9 protein-coding genes, 4 tRNA genes and 1 pseudogene are annotated in these 19,689 nt (G+C 67.2%); 4 read left to right on the forward strand and 10 right to left on the reverse strand.

Translation table 11 applies throughout. The features are described from left to right. Positions 1–420 precede the first annotated feature (420 nt). The 6 genes from parC to ABB25_RS08130 form a co-directional block, all read right to left on the reverse strand. Positions 421–2,664, reverse strand: coding sequence for a DNA topoisomerase IV subunit A (gene parC, locus ABB25_RS08105; protein ID WP_057665748.1), 2,244 nt, complete (start codon positions 2,662–2,664; stop codon positions 421–423). 122 nt (positions 2,665–2,786) lie between these two features. Next, positions 2,787–4,649 carry a chorismate-binding protein gene (locus tag ABB25_RS08110; protein ID WP_057666091.1) on the reverse strand — a complete coding sequence of 621 codons (1,863 nt, stop codon included), beginning with the start codon at positions 4,647–4,649 and terminating at the stop codon, positions 2,787–2,789. Positions 4,650–4,758: 109 nt separating this feature from the next. Continuing rightward, positions 4,759–4,843, reverse strand: a tRNA-Leu gene (locus ABB25_RS08115). 165 nt (positions 4,844–5,008) lie between these two features. Beyond that, positions 5,009–5,093, reverse strand: a tRNA-Leu gene (locus tag ABB25_RS08120). Positions 5,094–5,246: 153 nt separating this feature from the next. Next, positions 5,247–5,331 (reverse strand) — tRNA-Leu (locus ABB25_RS08125). Between the two features lie 136 nt (positions 5,332–5,467). Further along, a tRNA-Leu gene (locus tag ABB25_RS08130) sits at positions 5,468–5,552 on the reverse strand. Between the two features lie 625 nt (positions 5,553–6,177). Between ABB25_RS08130 and rnr the strand changes: the two are divergent. Together rnr and rlmB are read left to right on the forward strand one after the other, a co-directional pair. Further along, positions 6,178–8,412: pseudogene (gene rnr / locus ABB25_RS08135) on the forward strand (ribonuclease R); the annotation flags it as partial. A gap of 121 nt (positions 8,413–8,533) precedes the next feature. Then, on the forward strand, positions 8,534–9,277 hold the full coding sequence (gene rlmB / locus ABB25_RS08140; RefSeq protein ID WP_057665749.1) for a 23S rRNA (guanosine(2251)-2'-O)-methyltransferase RlmB: 744 nt from the start codon (positions 8,534–8,536) through the stop codon (positions 9,275–9,277). 460 nt (positions 9,278–9,737) lie between these two features. On the opposite strand, the gene ABB25_RS08145 is transcribed toward rlmB, so the two are convergent. The 4 genes from ABB25_RS08145 to ABB25_RS08160 form a co-directional block, all read right to left on the reverse strand. Then, positions 9,738–12,485 carry a UvrD-helicase domain-containing protein gene (locus tag ABB25_RS08145; RefSeq protein ID WP_057665750.1) on the reverse strand — a complete coding sequence of 916 codons (2,748 nt, stop codon included), beginning with the start codon at positions 12,483–12,485 and terminating at the stop codon, positions 9,738–9,740. 116 nt (positions 12,486–12,601) lie between these two features. Then, positions 12,602–14,011: an efflux transporter outer membrane subunit gene (locus ABB25_RS08150; RefSeq protein WP_244477779.1), complete on the reverse strand. Its 1,410-nt coding sequence runs from the start codon at positions 14,009–14,011 to the stop codon at positions 12,602–12,604. Between the two features lie 11 nt (positions 14,012–14,022). Then, complete coding sequence (locus ABB25_RS08155; RefSeq protein ID WP_057665752.1) at positions 14,023–15,975, reverse strand: MacB family efflux pump subunit; 1,953 nt, start codon at positions 15,973–15,975, stop codon at positions 14,023–14,025. Further along, positions 15,972–17,330, reverse strand: coding sequence for an efflux RND transporter periplasmic adaptor subunit (locus ABB25_RS08160; protein WP_244477780.1), 1,359 nt, complete (start codon positions 17,328–17,330; stop codon positions 15,972–15,974). Before ABB25_RS08160 ends, ABB25_RS08155 begins: the two co-directional genes overlap by 4 nt. Before the next feature lie 202 nt (positions 17,331–17,532). On the opposite strand from ABB25_RS08160, the gene ABB25_RS08165 reads away from it, so the two are divergent. Both ABB25_RS08165 and ABB25_RS08170 read left to right on the forward strand, forming a co-directional pair. Continuing rightward, entirely contained in the window at positions 17,533–18,255 is a 723-nt protein-coding gene (locus ABB25_RS08165; RefSeq protein WP_057665753.1) for a response regulator transcription factor, read from the forward strand. Further along, complete coding sequence (locus ABB25_RS08170; protein ID WP_057665754.1) at positions 18,252–19,640, forward strand: ATP-binding protein; 1,389 nt, start codon at positions 18,252–18,254, stop codon at positions 19,638–19,640. The genes ABB25_RS08165 and ABB25_RS08170 overlap by 4 nt, the downstream gene beginning before the upstream one ends. The last annotated feature ends 49 nt before the right edge of the window (positions 19,641–19,689 follow it).

A 19,689-nucleotide genomic window follows, 5' to 3' on the forward strand; every position in this document is an offset into this window, starting at 1 on the left:
CCCGGTAGCCTTCCCAGCCGCCCAGCGCGGCAATCATCTTCCGATCCAGCATGACCTCACCCTTGAGCACTGAAATCAGGCCTCAAGGGTAAGCGCAACCGGGAAAAGCTCCACGCTGATCTGCGATGAACCTTTTTAATGCCTGTCGGCCGTGGCAGGAGCTGTGCAGTCACAGGATTGCCCGGGATTGACTGCTGCAGCTGCGGGTCATCTGGATGTCTGTCATCGGGCACAAAAGCATCGCGTACCGGGGCCGCTCCGGCAGGAGCGCGGGTTGTCGGCTATTGCCGGTGGTGATGGATCATCTGGCTTTTGCCGGAGCGATCCGTGTCGCGGCAAAACCAAAGGCCCCGCACTGCGGGGCCTTTGCTGTGAGCGGTGCGCCGGCGCGCGCCCGGATAGCGAGTGGAGGGCTTGCCCTTACTCCACCGCCAGCCCGTCGACCTTCTGCCACCCGCGCGGCAGCAGCTGCCCGCGGGTGCCGCGCGTTCCCAGGTAGGTTTCCAGATCCTTGAACGCCAGGGTCATGGTGCGCGCTCCGCACTGCACCAGCAGGTTCTGCCCCGGTGCAACCGCGGCCACCGCGATGACCCGTTCGGTGGCCAGCTTGGCCTTGGGGATCTCGATCAGCTTGTTGCCCTTGCCCTTGTCCAGTTCCGGCAGCTCGGTCGCGGGGATGGCCAGCAGGTTGCCCGAGCTGGTCACGGCCACGATGCGGTCGGTTTCCACCTGGCCCAGCGGGGCAGGGGTGATCACCCCGGCACCGGGGGACAGGTTGAGCATCGCCTTGCCGGCCTTGTTGCGGCCGATCAGGTTCTCGAACCGGGTGATGAAGCCATAGCCGTGGCTGGTCAGCAGCACGAAGCGCTGCTGCGCCTCGGCGCTGGTGGCAGTGACGAATTGCGCGCCGGCGGCCGGCGAGAAGCGGCCGGTCAGCGGCTCGCCATTGCCGCGTGCCGAGGGCAGGGTGTGCACGGCAGTGGAATAGCTGCGCCCGGTGTTGTCCAGGAAGGCTACCTGCCAGGTGCTGCGCGCACGCGCGGCGGCCTGCAGGCGGTCGCCATCACGATAGGACAGGCCGGCCGCATCGACGTCGTGGCCCTTGGCGGCACGTACCCAGCCCTTTTCCGACAGCACCACGGTCATCGGTTCGCTGGCCACCAGCTCGGTTTCATCCAGCGCCTGTGCGGCCTGGCGGGTGACCAGCGGCGAGCGGCGCTCGTCGCCGAACTTCTTGGCATCGGCCAGCAGCTCGTCCTTGATCAGCTTCTTCAGCTTGGCCGGGCTTTCCAGGGTGGCGATGATCTTGCTGCGCTCCTTGCTCAGCGCATCCTGCTCGCCGCGGATCTTCATCTCTTCCAGGCGGGCCAGCTGGCGCAGGCGGGTTTCCAGGATGTAGTCGGTCTGCTCTTCGGTCAGGCCGAAGCGCTCCATCAGCACCGGCTTGGGCTCGTCCTCGGTACGGATGATGGTGATCACCTCGTCCAGGTTGAGGAAGGCCACCAGCAGGCCATCGAGCAGGTGCAGCCGGCGCTCGACCTTTTCAAGCCGGTGGTTGAGCCGGCGGGTGACAGTGTCGGTGCGGAAGCGCAGCCATTCGCTGAGCAGCTGCTTGAGGTTCTTGACCTGCGGCCGGCCATCCAGGCCGATCACGTTGAGGTTGACCCGGAAGCTGCGCTCCAGGTCGGTGGTGGCAAACAGGTGCCCGATCAGCTGCTCGGCATCCACGCGCGAGGAGCGCGGCACCAGCACGATGCGTACCGGATTGGCGTGGTCGGATTCGTCGCGGATGTCTTCCAGCCACGGCAGCTTCTTGGCGCGCATCTGCGCGGCAATCTGCTCGATGATCTTCGACGGCGAGACCTGGTAGGGCAGGGCGCTGATCACCAGGTTGTTGGCCTCGCGGCTCCACACCGCGCGCGCGCGCACCGAGCCGTGGCCGGTGGCATAGATCTGGCGCAGGTCGGCGGCCGGGGTGATGATCTCGGCGCTGGTCGGGTAGTCCGGGCCGCGCACGTGCTCGCACAGCTCTTCCAGGCTGGTCTGCGGTTCGTCGATCAGCCGGATCAGTGCCGATACCAGCTCGTTGAGGTTGTGCGGCGGCACATCGGTGGCCATGCCCACGGCGATGCCGGTGGTGCCGTTGAGCAGCAGGTGCGGCAGCCGTGCCGGCATCCAGGTCGGCTCTTCCAGGGTGCCGTCGAAGTTCGGGTTCCAGTCGGTGGTGCCATGGCCGAGCTCGCCCAGCAGCACTTCGGCCAGGGGGGAGAGCTTGGATTCGGTGTAGCGCATGGCCGCAAACGACTTCGGGTCATCGGGCGAGCCGAAGTTGCCCTGGCCGTCGATCAGCGGGTAACGGTAGGAAAACGGCTGGGCCATCAGCACCAGCGCTTCGTAACAGGCGCTGTCACCGTGCGGGTGGTATTTGCCGATCACATCACCGACGGTACGCGCCGACTTCTTGTGCTTGGACGCGGCGCTCAGGCCGAGCTCGCTCATCGCATAGATGATGCGGCGTTGCACCGGTTTCAGGCCGTCACCGATGAACGGCAGTGCGCGGTCCAGAACCACATACATGGAGTAGTCCAGGTAGGCACGTTCGGCATATTCGCGCAGCGGCAGCTGCTCAAAACCGTGGAACGGAGAACGGGCAAGGTCGGTCATGCAGGGAATACCAGTAGCCTGAGGAGAGCGGCGCCAAGCGCCGGCACAGCCCGTTGATTATCCGCATGTGCCGGCCAATGCCAAGCACTACCGCTGGCGGCCCTGTGGCGGGCAGTGCGCTGTCAGGGCGCCAGAACCGCCGGCAGGGCGCCGCGCAGGGCATTGCAGACCAGCAGTTCCTGCGCAGCGAGCAGCTCATCGCGGGTGATCGTGCGTTCGCGCGCCTTCAATGTCGGGTCCGCGAGCAGCTGCCCGCGCATCACCCCCGGCAACAGTCCAGCCGCCACCGGCGGGGTGTACCAGTGGCCTGCGAGTTTGACGAACACATTGCTGCGTGCGCCTTCGGTGAGCTGGCCTTGAGCATTGAAAAACAGCATGTCGAACGCACCGGCCGCGGTGGCGGTGGCAATGGCCTGGTCATACTGCTGGCGCAGGTCGGTTTTGTGCGCCAGCAGCCAGTGCGGCGTGTCTATCGGGCTGGGCGACAGCAACAGCGTCACCGGGCCGGTACCGGGCAGCGGTTCGAGCACGCTGCAGTGCCAGTCCAGCCGGCCATCGGCCGCCAGGCTCAGGCGCAGCCGCCGTGGCGGGCCAGCTGCCAGCCGTCCCTGTTGCTGGTTGAAGGCCTGATCCAGGGTGTTGGGGCCCAGCGGCAGGCTCAATTGCCGGGCGCTGGCCAGCAGCCGGGCGCGATGGGCCGGCCAGGACAGCACCTTCCCCTGGGCATCGACACGCATGGTTTCAAACAGGCTCAAACCGGCCATGTCGCGGCAGGCAAAATCGCCCTTGAGCAGACACTCGTCCCATTCGGAGGCGGCATCGGAGTCGATGGTGATGCCTGCCCCCACCGGCAGGCGTGCGTAGTGGCCACCGCCGGGGTGGGGCGAAAGTTCGATGGTGCGGATCGGCACCGACAGGCACAGCTGCATGCGTGCCGCATCGGTTCCGCCCTGCAGCCAGCCGATTGCCCCGGTGTACAGGCCGCGCGCATGTGGCTGTGGCGATGCGGTTTCCAGCTGCTGGATCAAGGCCATCGTGCTGCGCTTGGGCGCCCCGGTGATCGAGCCGCACGGAAATACCGCCTGCAGCAGCGTTGCCAGGTCGGTTTGCGGGGCCAGCCGGGCCTGGATCGTGCTGGTCATGCCCAGCACCCGGCCGACCGGCTGCACCTGGAACAGGGCCGGAACCTGCACCGTGCCCGGCAGCGCGATCCGCGCCAGGTCGTTGCGCAGCAGGTCGACAATCATCAGGTTTTCGGCGCGGTTCTTGCCGTCTGTGGCCAGCCAGTGCGCCGCTTCGGCAGGGTTGTCGCCCGCCGCGACGGTGCCTTTCATTGGTTGGGCACTGACCACACCGTCATCCACCCGCACGAACAGCTCCGGAGACAGTGACAGCACCCAGTGCTGCTGCGGCAGCCGGATCAGCGCGCCGAATGCGGCCGGCTGGCGTTGGCGCAGCTGCGCATGGATCGCCGCCGGATCACCGTGGGCCAGGCCCTGCAGGGCAAAGGTATGGTTGACCTGGTAGGTGTCGCCACGCCGGATTGCCGCGTGGATCCGGGCGATGGACTGGATGAAGCGTTGCCGGTCATGTGCCGGCCGCCAGCCGAGCAGGCCACAACGCGTCGGCCCCGGCGTGGCCAGCCATTGCGCCACTTCGGTCGTATCCAGCAGCTGCTGCTGTGCAAACAGCAGCGCACGCAGGCCTGTCGCGCCGTCGTGCTCGCAGGCGCTGGGCGGCAGGTCGTGCAGTTCCAGCCCCCATTGGTAATCGGCCAGCAGCAATACGTGCTGGCCGGCATCGATGGCGGCCTGCAACTGTGCTTGCCAGGCTGGCAGGTCCTCTACGCTGGCACAGGCCAGCACGCCGGTAAAACCGTGCAACAGCCGGCTGCGCGCTTGTCCGGCCGGTGCGCGTGCGTCATCGAGCAGGGCAAACGGCTCAGTGCTGGCCAGCAGCTCGGCGAGGGACGGGGGCGCGGGCATGTGCGGCATGGTGTCGACCAGGGCAGGCGAGCAAAGCGCAAATTGCCCGCGTTGGGAAGTGCGGATACGAAAAAACCGGCTTTCGCCGGTTTTGTCTGCGTCAACGTCGTGGTGCCCAGGAGAGGACTCGAACCTCCACGGTTTTACCCGCTAGTACCTGAAACTAGTGCGTCTACCAATTCCGCCACCTGGGCGACTTGACGAGGTGAATCTTGAACGTTTGACGGGACAATGTCAACGTTTTTTTCACTTTTATGAAGCGGTATTGCCGAGATATTGCCAACGGGTCCGCCTGCTGTCACTGCCGGCCGTCAGGCATGAAAAAACCGGCTTTCGCCGGCTTTGTCGTGATCAAGTCATGGTGCCCAGGAGAGGACTCGAACCTCCACGGTTTTACCCGCTAGTACCTGAAACTAGTGCGTCTACCAATTCCGCCACCTAGGCGACTTGAGCGGTGAATTCTGATGGCTGTGGCAGCTGCCTGTCAAGGCTCGACAGGCACTGTCTGCCGAGTGGCCAGCTTGTGCAAAGCAGTGCTTGCCGGCGGCTCTTTCCTTTGCACAAATGAAAAAACCGGCTTTCGCCGGCTTGATCGTATGGTGCCCAGAAGAGGACTCGAACCTCCACGGTTTTACCCGCTAGTACCTGAAACTAGTGCGTCTACCAATTCCGCCACCTGGGCGCCTCAGGAGCTGTGAATTATGGGTAAGAGGCAGGCCTTCGTCAAGCCTTGGCGAAGAAAATTTTCGATGCGGCCAGGCAGTTGCCTTGCGTACCGCGCAGACATGAAAAAACCGGCTTTCGCCGGTTTGATCGTATGGTGCCCAGAAGAGGACTCGAACCTCCACGGTTTTACCCGCTAGTACCTGAAACTAGTGCGTCTACCAATTCCGCCACCTGGGCGCCTCAGGAAGCATGCATTGTGCAGGGTGCGTCCAGTGCTGTCAACCTCCCAGGGCGCGGCGGCTGTCCTGGGCTGCAGCGGGCTGGCTGAACAGGTCGGTGGCGGGCAGGAATGGCCGGGCACACGGTAATGGCGCCGCAGCAGGTACCATGGTCGGCAATGAAAAAGAAAACCCCGACCGGGTCCAATGGTCCAGAGACCGGCAAGGGCGGCATTGCCCGCACTGTCACTTCGTTGTTCAACAAGCTCGTCGCGAACCCGCTGAAGGCCGTACGCCGCAGCGAGCCGGCTGCCATCGCCGCTGCGTCCGCGCCACCCGAGCCGCCACTACAAGCTGAGGCGATGAAGAAAAAAACCTCGTCCGGGCCCAAGCGCCGCAATCCCGCCGATGGCGGATCCAGCCATCCGACCCATCCGACCCATCCGACCGCCGGCAAGCCCCCCGCACGCAAGAGCGGCGCCGGCAAGGGCGCGCGCCGCAAGTCGGCCGACAAGCCATTGCCGGGCTGGCTGCCGCAGCTGGACTCGGCACCGCCGCAACCGCCGATGGCCGGCCGTCGCCGCGGCAGCCCCGCACAAGCCCGGCCGACTGGCCACACTGGCAGTAAACCGGGTCCCTTGGTTGATCCCCAGGCCGAGCGCGAGGCCCAGCGCTACGAGCAGCCGATTGCCAGCCGCGAGGCCTTGCTGCAGGTGCTGGCCGAGGCCGGCGGCCCGCGCAATGCGATGGAGCTGGCCGTACAGCTGGAACTGACCGCGCCGGAGCGTTTCGAGGCCCTGAGCCGTCGCCTCGGGGCGATGGTGCGTGATGGCCAGCTGGTGCAGAACCGCCGTGGTGGCTTTGCCCCGGTGGCGCAGCTGAGCCTGGTGCCCGGTGTGGTCATCGCCAACCCGGAAGGCTTCGGCTTCCTGCGTCCTGACAGCGGTGGCGATGACCTGTTCCTGCCGCCGTATGAAATGCGCAAGGTCCTGCACGGTGACCGGGTGCTGGCCAATGTCACCGGCATCGACCGCCGTGGCCGCCGCGAAGGCAGCATTGCGCGCGTGCTCGAACGCGGCATGACCCGGATGATCGGTCGCTTCATGACCGAATTCGGCATCTGTTATGTGGTGCCCGATGACAAGCGCATCCAGCGCAACATCCAGATCCCGCCCGACGCGGTGGGCGAGGCCCGTGACGGCCAGCTGGTGGTGTGCGAGATCACCCAGGCACCGGATACCCGGCGCCCGCCGATCGGGCGCATCCTCACCGTGCTCGGCGACAAGCTCACCCCGTCGCTGGTGGTGGAGGCCGCCATCCACGGCCATGAGCTGCCGTTTGAATTCCCGCAGGAGGTGATCGACGAAGCCGCCGCGGTGCCGGTGGATGTGTCGCCGGCCGAACTGGAAGGACGCATCGACCTGCGTGCGCTGCCGCTGGTGACCATCGATGGCGAGGACGCCAAGGATTTCGATGACGCGGTGTACTGCGAGGCGACCGCCGACGGCTTCCGCCTGGTGGTGGCCATTGCCGATGTCTCCTACTACGTGCGCCCGGGCAACCCGCTGGACAACGAAGCGCAGGACCGTGCCACCTCGGTGTATTTCCCTGGTTTTGTGGTGCCGATGTTGCCGGAGACACTCTCCAACGGCATCTGCTCGCTCAAGCCGAAGGTGGACCGCATGTGCTTTGTCTGTGACATGCAGATCGACCGCAGCGGCCAGGTCACCGAGTCCAGGTTCTATGAGGCGGTGATGCACTCGCATGCGCGGCTGACCTACACCCAGGTGTGGGATGCGGTGGGCGAGGGCGAGCCGGCGGCGATTGCCGCGCTGGGCGAGAACTTTGAGGCGATCAAGCGCCTGCACCAGCTCTACAAGGTGCTGGCCAAGGCCCGTGCCAAGCGCGGCGCGATCGAGTTCGAGACCAGTGAGGTCCGTTTCGTGCTGGACAACACCGGCCAGGTGACCCAGGCCGGGATGCTGGTGCGCAACGACGCGCACAAGCTGATCGAGGAATGCATGATCGCCGCCAACGTCGAGGCCGCGCGCTACCTGCTCTCGGTCGATGTGCCGGCGCCGTACCGCATCCACGAGAAGCCACCGGAGTCCAAGTACGAGGACCTGCTGGAGTTCCTGAAGGAATTCCAGCTGGCGATGCCGTCCTGGTCCAAGGTGCGCCCGGGCGATTTCACCAAGCTGCTGGGCAGGATCCGCGAGCGCCCGGATGCGGCGCTGATCGAGTCGGTGCTGCTGCGCAGCCAGTCGCTGGCGGTATACAGCCCGGACAACGTCGGCCACTTTGGCCTGGCGCTGGAGTTCTACGCGCACTTCACCTCGCCGATCCGCCGCTATCCGGACCTGCTGGTGCACCGGGCAATCAAGCAGGCCCTGCGCCATGGCAGTGCCAAGGGCTTTGCCTATGGCCCGCGCGAGATGGCCGCGTTGTCGCTGCAGTGCTCCGAGCGCGCGCGCCGTGCTGACGAGGCCGAGCGTGAGGTGGACGAGCGTTACCGCGCGGCGTGGATGGAAAAGCACGTCGGTGGCCAGTTCGATGGCGTGATCAGTGGCGTGACCAGCTTCGGCCTGTTCGTCGAGCTGGACCAGTCCAAGGTCAATGGCCTGGTCCATGTGACCCAGCTGCCGCACGATTTCTATCATTTCGATGCGGTGCGCAAGGTGCTCACAGCGGATCGCCGTGGCCAGGAATACCGGCTCGGTGACCGCGTGCGGGTACTGGTGCTGAAGGCAAGCATGGAAGAGCGCAAGATCGACTTCCGCCTGGTCAGCCATCTGGGCGAGGAGCAGGAGCAGCATTCCGCTCCGTCGCCGTTGCCGCCGCATGGCAAGCCGGCCCGGCGCAGCAAGAAGAAATACTGATCGAGCAGACGATCTGCGGCCGCCGCCAGGGGCGCTGTTGCCCCTTGGCGGTGCAGCGCGGCTTCACTCAGCGGCGGCCGCAAGTCGTACCATTAGCCCCTGATAATCCCCCGTGGCGCCCATGAGCAAGCAAAACCAATGGATCGTCGGCGTCAATGCCGTCGCTTCCGCCATCGAAAAGGACGCAGAGAACGTCCGCGAAGTGTTGATTGAGGCCGGCAGCAAGAACCCGCGCCTGGTCGAAATCGAGGAAAACGCGCTGCGCAAGGATATTGCCGTGCGCAAGGTCAATGCGCAGGCGCTCAGTGGCGTTGCCGGCCAGTTGCGCCACCAGGGCGTGGCCGCACGTTACGCCGCCGCCAAGCTGACCGAGGAAGGCGAGCTGCCCGGGTTGATCGAAGCGGCCGACGGCAAGGCACTGCTGCTGGTGCTGGACGAAGTGCAGGATCCGCACAACCTTGGCGCCTGCCTGCGCAGCGCCGCCGCCGCCGGCGTCACCGCGGTGATCATTCCCAAGGACAAGAGCGCCCAGGTCAACGCCACCGTGCGCAAGGTCAGCGCCGGTGCTGCCGACACCATCGCGGTGATCGCGGTCACCAACCTGGCACGCAGCTTGAAGGAAATGCAGAAGCTCGGTGTCTGGGTCTATGGCCTGGCCGGTGAGGCGACCCAGACCATCCACCAGCTGGACCTGCGCGGCAATGTCGCGCTGGTGATGGGAGGCGAGGCCGATGGCCTGCGCCGGCTGACCCGCGAAACCTGCGATGGCCTGGTCAAGATTCCGATGCCGGGCGATATCGAAAGCCTGAACGTGTCGGTGGCTACCGGCATCGCGCTGTTCGAGGCCGTGCGCCAGCGGCTGTGACCGCTAGGCGCAGGCCAGCGTGCCAAGCCCGATGCTGCTTGTCGTCGCTGCCTGGCAAGCCTGCTGAAAACCCCGCCATCGGCGGGGTTTTTTGCTGGTGTGCACTGGCAGCGGCGTGTGCGGTTGTGCGCACGCCGGTAGCGCCCGCGCTGCGAAGTGATGCGGCCGGTTGATGCGGCCGCAAGCTCCCATGGCAAGTGTCTTCCGGAGCGCGAGAGGGGCTGCGCACTGCGGTGTCGTGGCACCGGCGTGAACGGCTGCTGCCGGGTCGGGGGCGGGCGTGGATGGTGCACTGGGCAGTGCTTGTCCGCTGGCCTGGCAACCGGCCAGTGGGGCTGGCGGCACTGCCCGCGCGCGAACCACCGTGCACGCCGATCTCCGCTGGCCGGCGGTGCTGGCAGCGGGTACTGGCCAGGCTGCCGTGGGCGACGCAGGCGCTTGTGCGGTGCGGCCGAAGGGATCAGCCCTTGCTGCCGGCAAGCCGGGGTGCCGGCGTGGTCAGGGCGGATTGGCCTGGCTTGTACTGGCAGCGCGGGTAGCCCGAGCAGGAATGGAACGGGCCGTAGGGGCCGTTGCGCAGCACGATGACCCCGGTGCTGCAGGCCGGGCAGCGTTTCTCGTCCACGGCCTGGCCATCAAGATGGGTCAGCTGCACGGCGCCATCGGCGACCAGCTCGTCGAGGAACGGCGAGTTGCGGCCCTGTACGGTGAGCATCAGTACCTGGCGGCGGGCTCGGGTCAGGGCGACGTAGAACAGACGGCGTTCTTCGGCCAGTGGGTAGTGCTCGCCATCGGGCATGGCCAGGGCCAGGGCCGGGTCATCGGCGCGCTGGCTGGGGAAACTGCCGGCCAGCAGGCCGGGCAGGATCACCACATCGGCCTCGGCACCCTTGGAGCGGTGGATGGTGGCAAAGCGCAGCTGAAGCCATTGGCCGAAGCGTTCCTGCCAATCGGCCGGGATCCAGGCCCGTTCGCGGTTGTAGCGGCCCAGTACGAACACCTGCAGCTTGCCGCCCCGCCCCGGCGGCTGCTGGCCACTGCGCAGCTGGGCCACCAGGCGGGTCAGCAGCCGGGCCACTGCATCGCCCAGCTGTTCGCGGCGGGCCACCTGCAGCGCCTGCAGGACCGGACCATGCGCAGGGGTGAGCGAACGCACCTGCTTGCGCAGCTGCGCCGGGTTCTTGCTGACGAAGCGGCTGGCCGCATCGCACAGCGCCTGCGGGCAGCGGAAGGTCTGGGTCAGCTGCAGCACCTGGCCGTGGCCGAAGTAATCAGCAAACCCGGTCATCACCCCGACATCGGCACCGGCGAAGCGGTTGATCGACTGCCAGTCATCGCCAACGGCAAACAGATGGCGGTGTGGTGCGGCGACCAGGGCGCGGCACAGCCGGGCGCGGGCACGTGAGGCATCCTGGAATTCGTCGGCCATCACCAGGGTCCACGGGGTGCTGGCCTGGCCGCTTTCCAGCAGCTCGGCGGCGTGGTTGAGCATGTCCTCGAAGTCCACCCCGCCTTCGGCGGCCAGGGCCTGATCCCAGGCGGCGGTCACCGGCGCGGCCAGCTCGAGCAGGCGGCGGTGGCGTTCGCTGAAGTCATCGCCCGGCAGGCCGGCCAGACGCTGCTGCAAGGCCGCGTTGCCCAGCGCGTTGCTCTTGGCGTGGCTGATGAAGGCGCGCATCAGGCCGATCAGTTCCTCGTCGGGCAACGGCGGCTGGCCGTCGGCGGGCAGTTCGCGGTCGGGGTGTGGGTCCAGTTCAATGCCGGCGGCCTGCAGGGCATCGGCCAGCAGCGCGAAAGCCTGGCCGCTGCGTAGCTGCGCCGAGGTCGTTTCCAGCAGGCGGTGGCCACGGGCGTGATGGATCAGACGCTTGAAATCGCTGGCCTGCTGCTGCGCCGAAAAGTGCAGCAGGGGCTGGCCATCGGCATCGAGCACGTGGTGCTCGTACCACAGCCCGGCTTGCGGAAAGTGGAAATCCGGATGGTGGCTGCGCGTGCCGCTGCTGTCTGCGTCCAGTGCGAAAGGGGCGCGATAGCAGTAGTCCACGCCGTTGTAGAACAGCCAGTTGGCAAGCAGGCAGTGTTCCTGGCTGTGCATCTGTTCGCCGCGCAGGGTGAGCACATACGGCTGGCCGGCGCGGTCATGGCCATCGGCCTGGGCGATGGCGGTGCCGGCGGCCGGCAGGGCGTGGCCGAATACCAGCCGGAACAGGTCCCAGCGGGTGCGGAAATCGGCCGAGCGGTCCTTGAGCATATCCACCTGCTCGGCCAGCTTGTCCACGCCGGCCTGGGCATCGATGGCCCAGGCCGGGACATGCGGTGTACGCCCGCTGGCCTGGCCGATGATCTGCAGGCCCAGGGCGTGGAAGGTGGCCGCCTGGACCTGCCAGCCGGGCTGGCCGAGCCGGGCAAACGCCTGTTGCGCGCGTGCCTGCAGTTCGCCGGCCGCCTCCTTGTTGAAGGCCAGCATCAGGATCTGCGATGGCTGGGCGATGCCGCGGTCGATCGCATAGGCGGCCTTGGCCACCAGGGTGGAAGTCTTGCCCGAGCCGGCGGCGGCCACCACCTGCACCCGGTTGTCGAAGCAGATGACGGCACGCGCCTGCTCCTCACTCAAGGGGCGGCTTTCGACCCGCGCAAACAAGGCGCGGCTGTGCGCCAGCTCGGCATCGGCCATGTGCTGGTTGGCCTGTTCCCACAGCGCCGGCCAGTCGGCCTGCCAGTCCTGCAGGCAGGCGGCTTCGGCGCCGGACAGGTCAGCCGGTGATGCCTGGCACCGTGCCTGCTGGCCCGGATCGATGTGCTGACGCTGCAGCAGCAATGCCTGTTGTTGTTCGTGGCTGATCCAGCGACGCTGCTGCACGGCCTGGTCACACAGGGCATCGGCGGCGTCGATCCATGCGGCCATGGCGGCAAGGCGGTGCTGGCGCTGTGTATCGGCCTGGGCGTGGTCAAGCAACTGCTGCAGCTGGCGGGCATCGCGCGGTGACAAGCCGGGCAGGCAGATGGCCTGTCCGTCCTCGCCATGCAGGTGCACGCTGGTCCACCACCACCGGCGTTGCAGTGTCAGGCCCGCCTGTGCCGATAGCGGCAGCGTGTAGCGGCCTTGGGCGGTGATCGCGCTGAGCTGGCTGCCGTCCAGCTGCAGTGACCAGGGGGCACAGCGGTACCGGCACAGGGCGAGGGCCGAGGGAAACCAGCGGTGTTGCATCCAGCACGACCAGAGCAAAAACAGCCGTCATCTTAGGCCAAGGCCGGCGCAAAAAGGCCCCATCGACAGATGGGGCCCTGGCCGCCAAGCGTCTGCGTTCGCGGCGCGGTGCGTACTCAGGGCTGGCTGCGGTCCGAACCGCCCAGCGCCTTGTACAGCGTGGTCTGGTTGACCAGTACGCTGCGCTTGGCCTGGGCCAGCGCGAGCTCGGCAGTGCGCCGGGTCTGCTGGGCATCGAGCCAGTTGCGCAGGTCGGTGGCGCCAGCACGGTAACGCACTTCGTACAGGCGCTCGATCTCCACGGCGTGGTCATGGGAGGCCTGGCTGGCGGCCAGCTGCACGGCCAGTTTCTCGCGGGCCGACAGCGCGTTGTCGACCTCGGCCAGTGCCGAATACAGCGTGTCGCGGAACTGATTGGCGGCGATCTGGTAGGCCAGATCACTGGATTTGATGTTCAGCTGCATCTGGCGCAAACGCAGGAACGGCAGGCTCAGCCCGGCGCCGAGGCTGGCCACCGGGTTGGCCAGCACATCGGCCAGGTCGGTGCTCGAGCCGCCCACCGAACCGGACAGGCTGAAAGTGGGGTAGTAGCTGGTGGCGGTGACCTTGATCTGCTTGAGCGACTGGCGCAGGCGCAGCTCGGCCGCACGCAGGTCCGGGCGGCGGGCCAGCAGTTCGGCAGGCAGGCCCGGTGCGACACCCGGCAGCGTGAAGCCATCCAGGTCCTGTGCCTCGCGCCCGGCTGGCCAGGGCTGGCCATCCAGCAGCACGGTCAGGGCATTGCGTGCTTCCACCCGCTGCTGTTCCAGCTGGGCCTGGTTGGACTTCTGCGCTTGCAGGTTCTGCGCCGCCTGGCGCACTTCCAGCATCGACACCGCACCGGCGCGGTACTGCACGTCGACCAGTTGGTTGATGCGCTGCAGGCGCTCGAGGTTGGCCTGGCCGCTGCGGATGGCCAGGTTGAGGTAGCCGATCTGCCAGTACAGCTCGGCGGCCTGGCTGACCAGCAGCAGGGCGGTGTTCTGCTGGTCCTCGGCGGTGGCTGCTGCTTCCCACTGGGCAATGTCGCGCTGGGCGCGCAGCTTGCCCCACAGGTCCAGTTCCCAGCCCAGCGAGACGCTGGCGTTGTAGCCCTCGCTCCAGTCATCGCCGGTGTCGATGCGGCGGTTGCCGGACACCCCGACCGAACCGTTGGCGCTGGGCCACAGGTCGGCACTGGCCAGACCGGCCTGCAGCCGCGCGCGCTGCAGGCGCAGGCCGGCCACGGCCATGTCGGTGTTGCTGGCCAGCACCTGGTCGATCAGGGCATCGAGCTGGGCGTTGTTGAAACCGCGCCACCAGGCATCGGCGGCAATGTCGGTCGGCGGTGCGGTGACCTCCAGCGGCTGCACCTGGGTCGGCGCGCTGGGCTGGCCCCAGGCCGCAGGCACGCGGATGTCGGCGGCCGGGTTGGCGCCGGGGGTGGCGCAGCCGGCCAGCGCGGCGCTGACGGCCAGGGAGAGAAGCAGGGTACGCGGGGCAATCATCAAGGCAGTCCTCATTCGCGGGCCAGGGCGTCGACCGGATCAAGCTGGGCCGCGCTGCGGGCCGGCAGGAAGCCGAAGGCAATACCGATCACCGTGGAGCAGGCAAAGGCTGCCACGATCGATGCGGTGGAAAAGATCAGCGGGAAGCTGGCACCAAAGGTCTTGAACGCCCAGCCGATGGCCAGCGCCAGCGCGATGCCGAGCACGCCACCGAGCAGGCAGACCAGCACCGCCTCGATCAGGAACTGCTGGCGGATGTCGCTCTGGCGCGCGCCCACGGCCATGCGCACGCCGATCTCGCGGGTACGCTCGGTTACCGACACCAGCATGATGTTCATCACCCCGATGCCGCCGACCAGCAGCGCGATGGCGGCGATCGAACTGATCAGCAGGGTCATGGTCTTGCTGCTGGACTCGATGGTGTCGCGGATCTCGGCGGTGTTGTTGAGGAAGAAATCCTGCTTGCCGTGACGCAGGGTCAGCAGCTTGGTCATGGCTGACTGCGCGGCCGGCATCGGGATCTCGTCCCTGACCCGCACGGTGATCGAGTTGATGTGGGCCTGGCCGAGCATGCGCCCCATCACCGTGGTGTGCGGCGCCCACACGCTCAGGTTGGTGCTGCCACCAAAACCCATCGACTGGCGCTTGGCCACACCGATCACGCGCGCCGGGACATTGCCCAGCAGCAGCACCTGGCCAATCGGATCCTCGCTGCCAAACAGCTGGTTGCGGGTGTTTTCGTCAATCACCGCGACCTGGGCCATCGCGCGCACGTCATCGGCATCGAACAGGCGGCCGGACACCAGGGTGACGCCCTTGACCCGGAAGAACTGCTCGCCCACGCCGTTGACCTGGGCATTGGCGGCCTTGTTGCCGATGCGTGCGGTGACGGAAGAGGATACTGACGGCGTGGCGCTGTCGACATAGCTCTGCTGGGACAGGGCGGTGGCATCGCTGGCCTTCAGCGTCTGCACCCGTCCCGAGCGCATGTCACCAAAACCGCTGCCGGGATAGACATCGATGGTGTTGGTGCCCAGCGCGGAGATGTTCTGCAGGATCTGCTGCTGCGAACCGTTGCCCATCGCCACCACGGTCACCACCGAGGCGATACCGATGATGATGCCCAGCATGGTCAGGAAGGTACGCAGGCGGTGGGCATTCATCGCCAGCAGGGCCATGCGGAAGGCTTCGGTGAAGCGGTCGCGGGCGGCCTGGAAGGCGGTGCCGCCGGTACGCAGTTTCTCCCGGCGCCTGGGCGGGGGCAGGGTGGGTACCTTGTCGTTGCGGCGGTCGGCAATGATGGTGCCATCACGGATTTCGATGATGCGCTGGCAGTGTTCGGCCACCTGCATGTCGTGGGTGACGATGATGATGGTGTGGCCCTCGGCATGCAGCTCGCCGAGGATGCGCATCACCTCCTCACCGGAAGCGGTATCCAGTGCACCGGTGGGCTCGTCGGCCAGGATCACCTCGCCGCCGTTCATCAGGGCACGGGCAATGGACACGCGCTGCTGCTGTCCACCGGAGAGCTGGCCGGGCTTGTGGCCCATGCGTTCGCCCAGGCCCAGCCGGGCGAGCAGGGCATCGGCACGTTCGCGCCGTGCCTGGGCCGGGGTGCCGGCATACACGGCCGGTACCTCGACATTGCCACGTGCATCCAGGTCACCGAGCAGGTGGTAGCGCTGGAAGATGAAGCCGAAATGCTCGCGGCGCAGCTGCGCCAGCTCGTCCGGCGCCATCTGCCCGGTCTGGCGGCCATCGACCTGGTAGGAGCCGCTGGTGGGGCGGTCCAGGCAGCCGAGGATGTTCATCAGGGTGGACTTGCCCGAACCGGACTGGCCGACGATGGCCACCAGCTCACCGGCAGCGATGTCCAGGTTGATGTCCTTGAGCACGGCGATGGTCTGCTCGCCGGCCGGAAACTCGCGTCGCAGGTTGCGTAGCTGCAGCAGGGGCTGGCTCATCGACGCGGACCACCCATCATGCCCATCGGGCCGCCGCGCATGCCGCCGCGCGGGTTGCCGTTGCCGGCCGGCATCTCGGAGCCATCACCGACCACGACCTGGTCGCCTTCGGCCAGGCCATCGACCACCTGGGCCATGGCGCCGTTGTTCAGGCCGATGCAGACCGGCCGCGGTGCGGCCTGGCCTTCGGCATCGAGCACGCTTACCAGGTAGTGGGTGCAGTCATCGCGCCTGGCCACGCGCGGCGGCGCAGCCGGGTCACGCTTGCCCCGCGCCTGGCCAGCGGCCGTGCGCTCACCTGCCGAGCCCTGCGCGCCGGGCTTGCCGCCTTCGCCGCGCGGGCCACGGCCTTCGCCCATCTTCGGGCCCAGGGCCACGGCCGGGATCATCAGGGCATCGCTGGCCTGCTGCAGCAGCACCGAGACCTGGGCGGTCATGTCGATGCGCAGCGAGCCATCGGGGTTTTCCACGTCAAACAGCGCGTTGTAGTAGACCGCCGAGCTGCTGGCGTTGCTGGTGTTGTTGCTGGTCTCGGTGGCGATCGAGGCCGGGGCCGGGTTCACCGTGCGCAGGGTGGCGTGGTAGCGGCGCTCGGGGTTGCCCAGGATGGTGAAGTAGACCGGCATGCCGGCCTTGACCTTGACCACGTCGGCTTCGGAAATCTCGGCATTGACGGTGACCGTGTCCAGCCGGGCCAGCTTGACGATGGTCGGTGCGGACTGGTTGGCGTTGACGGTACGGCCTTCCTCGGCGACCACCGCGACCACGGTGCCGTCGATCGGGGCGGCGATGCGGGTATAGCCCAGGTTGGCACGGGCGGTGCCCATCTCGGTCTCGCGCTGCTTGATCTGCGCCTCGATGGCACGGATCTGCGCGCGGGTGGTGGCCAGGCGCGCCTCGGCCGTGTCGTACTCGGCCCTGGAGGTGGCGCCTTCGGCAAACATCATCCGCTGGCGCTCGAAGGCCAGTTCGGCCTCGCGCAGGTTGGCCGCCTGCAGGTCACGCTGGGCGCGCACGTTCTCCAGTGCCGCCTCGGCGTTGCGCAGGCTGTTTTCCTGGGTGATCGAATCAATCTCGGCGATCGGGTCGCCGGCCTTGACCTCGTCGCCCAGCTGCACGAACAGCTTCTTGATCTGGCCCGAGGCCTGGGCGCCGACATTGACCAGCTTGTAGGCATCGATCACCCCGGTGGCCTCGACAGTCACTTCCAGGTCGCCGCGGGTGACCGGTGAGGTGGCCAGTTTCGGAGCTTCCTCGCTACGGCTCAGCAGCCAGGCGCCGCCACCGAGGGCGGCCAGCACGGCAACGGTCAGGAGCAGGCGGCCATTGCGGGTCTTGGGCAGGGGCAGTTTCACGATCGGTGGACTCAACGTGTGGGGCCGGCAGTCGGCGACGCCCCAGTTTGCCAGTGCCTTCATGGACCACAAGCCTGGACATGTACCGGCCTGTATCGGCAGCTGGCGGGAATGTGTCGTTGTGTGTCAGCCAGGGCCTGCGGACAAGGACCGGTACACCGCGGCAGGTGCATGTGCGCGCGCCAACGGCGAAGATGCCCCCATGAACGATGACAGCGCTCCCCACCACCTGCTGGTGGTCGATGACGACCATGACATCCGCACCCTGCTGGCCGAGCAGCTGGGCCGGGCCGGCTACCGTGTCTCCACCGCTGCCGACGGTGCGCAGATGCGCCAGCAGCTGCAACGCCAGGCCATCGACCTGGTGGTGCTGGACCTGAACCTGCCGCGCGAGGATGGCCTGACCCTGTGCCGCGACCTGCGTGCCCAGTCCAGCCTGCCGGTGATCATGCTCACCGCGCGCAGCGAGCCGATCGACCGTGTGCTCGGGCTGGAAATGGGCGCCGACGACTACCTGGCCAAGCCGTTTGAACCGCGCGAGCTGCTGGCGCGGATCCGCAATGTGCTGCGCCGCACCCAGGCCCTGCCGGCCAACCTGGAGCCGTTGACGTTGCGCAAGGCACGTTTCCAGGGCTGGCTGTTTGACCTGGAACACCGCCACCTGATTGATCCAGCCGGACGGGTGCTGGTGCTTTCCGGCGCCGAATACCGTCTGCTCAAGGTCTTTGTCAGCCATCCGAACAAGGTGCTCAGCCGTGAGCAGCTGGTCATGCTCTCCAGTGGCAAACCGTTCGATTCGCAGGAGCGGGCCATTGACCTGCAGGTCAGCCGCCTGCGCGCCAAGTTTGGCCAGGCCGGCGGCAGCCTGATCAAGACCGTGCGCAACGAAGGCTATGTGCTGGCCTGCACGGTGGCGGTGGAATGAACCGGCTGCGCCAGTTCCTGTCCTCGATGACCGGGCGGCTGTTCGTGATCCTGCTGCTGGGCATGAGCATTGCCGCGGTGGCAGCCACCGCGCTGGCCAATGCACGCCGCAACCAGGAGTTTGATCGCCAGCTGCTGGTGCGCAATGCCGACCGGCTGCAGAGCTTTGTCCAGCTGCTCGATGCCAACCCGGAAATCCGCACCCGGTTGCTGGCGGCCGGTGCCGGCATCCGCGCTGCCCCGCAGCAGGTCCGGCTGTTGCGCAGCGATGTGGCCTTGCAGGCGCTGCTGGCCCAGCGCAGTGGCCCGGTGGCCAGTGCCCGGGTGGACCTGGCCTCCTTTGGCACCTGCCAGCCGGAACTGCGCCAGTTGCTGCCCCGGACACCACGTGCCGACAACCGTAGCACGGAGCGGACACGCAGCCGCCGCGAATACCAGCCGCCACGCTGCCGCCTGGTGAGCCTGACCCTGAGTGATGGCACCGACTTACGGCTGGCCTTTGAAACCCCGGCGGTGGCGCGCGACCAGGCCGCGATGCTCGACCCCTGGTTCCTGTCCCTGCTGCTGCTGGCCATTGCCGTCCTGGCCTACGGGGTGGCGCGCATCGCCAGTGCCCCGTTGCAGCAGCTGGCCGCTGCCGCCCGCGCCCTGGGACGTGACCTGGATCGGGCACCGATGCCCGAGGCCGGCCCCAGTGAGGTGCGCCATGCCGCGCAGGCCTTCAATGCCATGCAGCAGCAGCTGCAGCATCACCTGGCCCAGCGCACCCAGATGCTGGCGGCCATCACCCATGACCTGCAGACGCCGCTGACCCGGCTGCGGCTGCGCCTGGAGAATGTCGACGACGCCAGCCTGCGCGAACGGCTGGTGGCCGATCTGGCCGCGATGCAGGCACTGATCCGCGAGGGCCTGGACCTGGCGCGCAGCGAGCACAGCCGTGAGAAACCAGTGCCGCTGGAACTGGATTCGCTGCTGGAAAGCCTGGTCGAGGACGCACAGGAAGCCGGTGCCGATATCGTTTTTGCCGGCGGCTGTGGCCAGGTGCTGTCGTTGCGGCCGCAGGCCATGCACCGCCTGTTTTCCAACCTGATCGACAACGCGCTCAAATATGCCGGCCAGGCCCGGGTATGGGCGGCAAGCGACGACCACGGGATAAGCGTGCACATCCGCGACCAGGGGCCCGGAATCCCCGAGCAGGCGCTTGCCAGCGTGTTTGACCCGTTCGTACGGCTGGAGACCTCACGTTCGCGCGATACCGGCGGTGCCGGCCTGGGCCTGGCCATCGCCAGGGCGCTGGCCGACAAGGACGGCGCGCAGCTGAGCCTGCGCAACCACCCCGATGGTGGCCTGGAGGCCATCGTGCATTGGCCGGCTTGTACACAATAAGGTGGGCAGCATTGCCCGGGTATGCCTAAAATCAAGCCCTACACGCGAG

The sequence above is a fragment of the Stenotrophomonas koreensis genome (assembly GCF_001431525.1).
Taxonomy (GTDB): Bacteria; Pseudomonadota; Gammaproteobacteria; order Xanthomonadales; family Xanthomonadaceae; genus Stenotrophomonas; species Stenotrophomonas koreensis.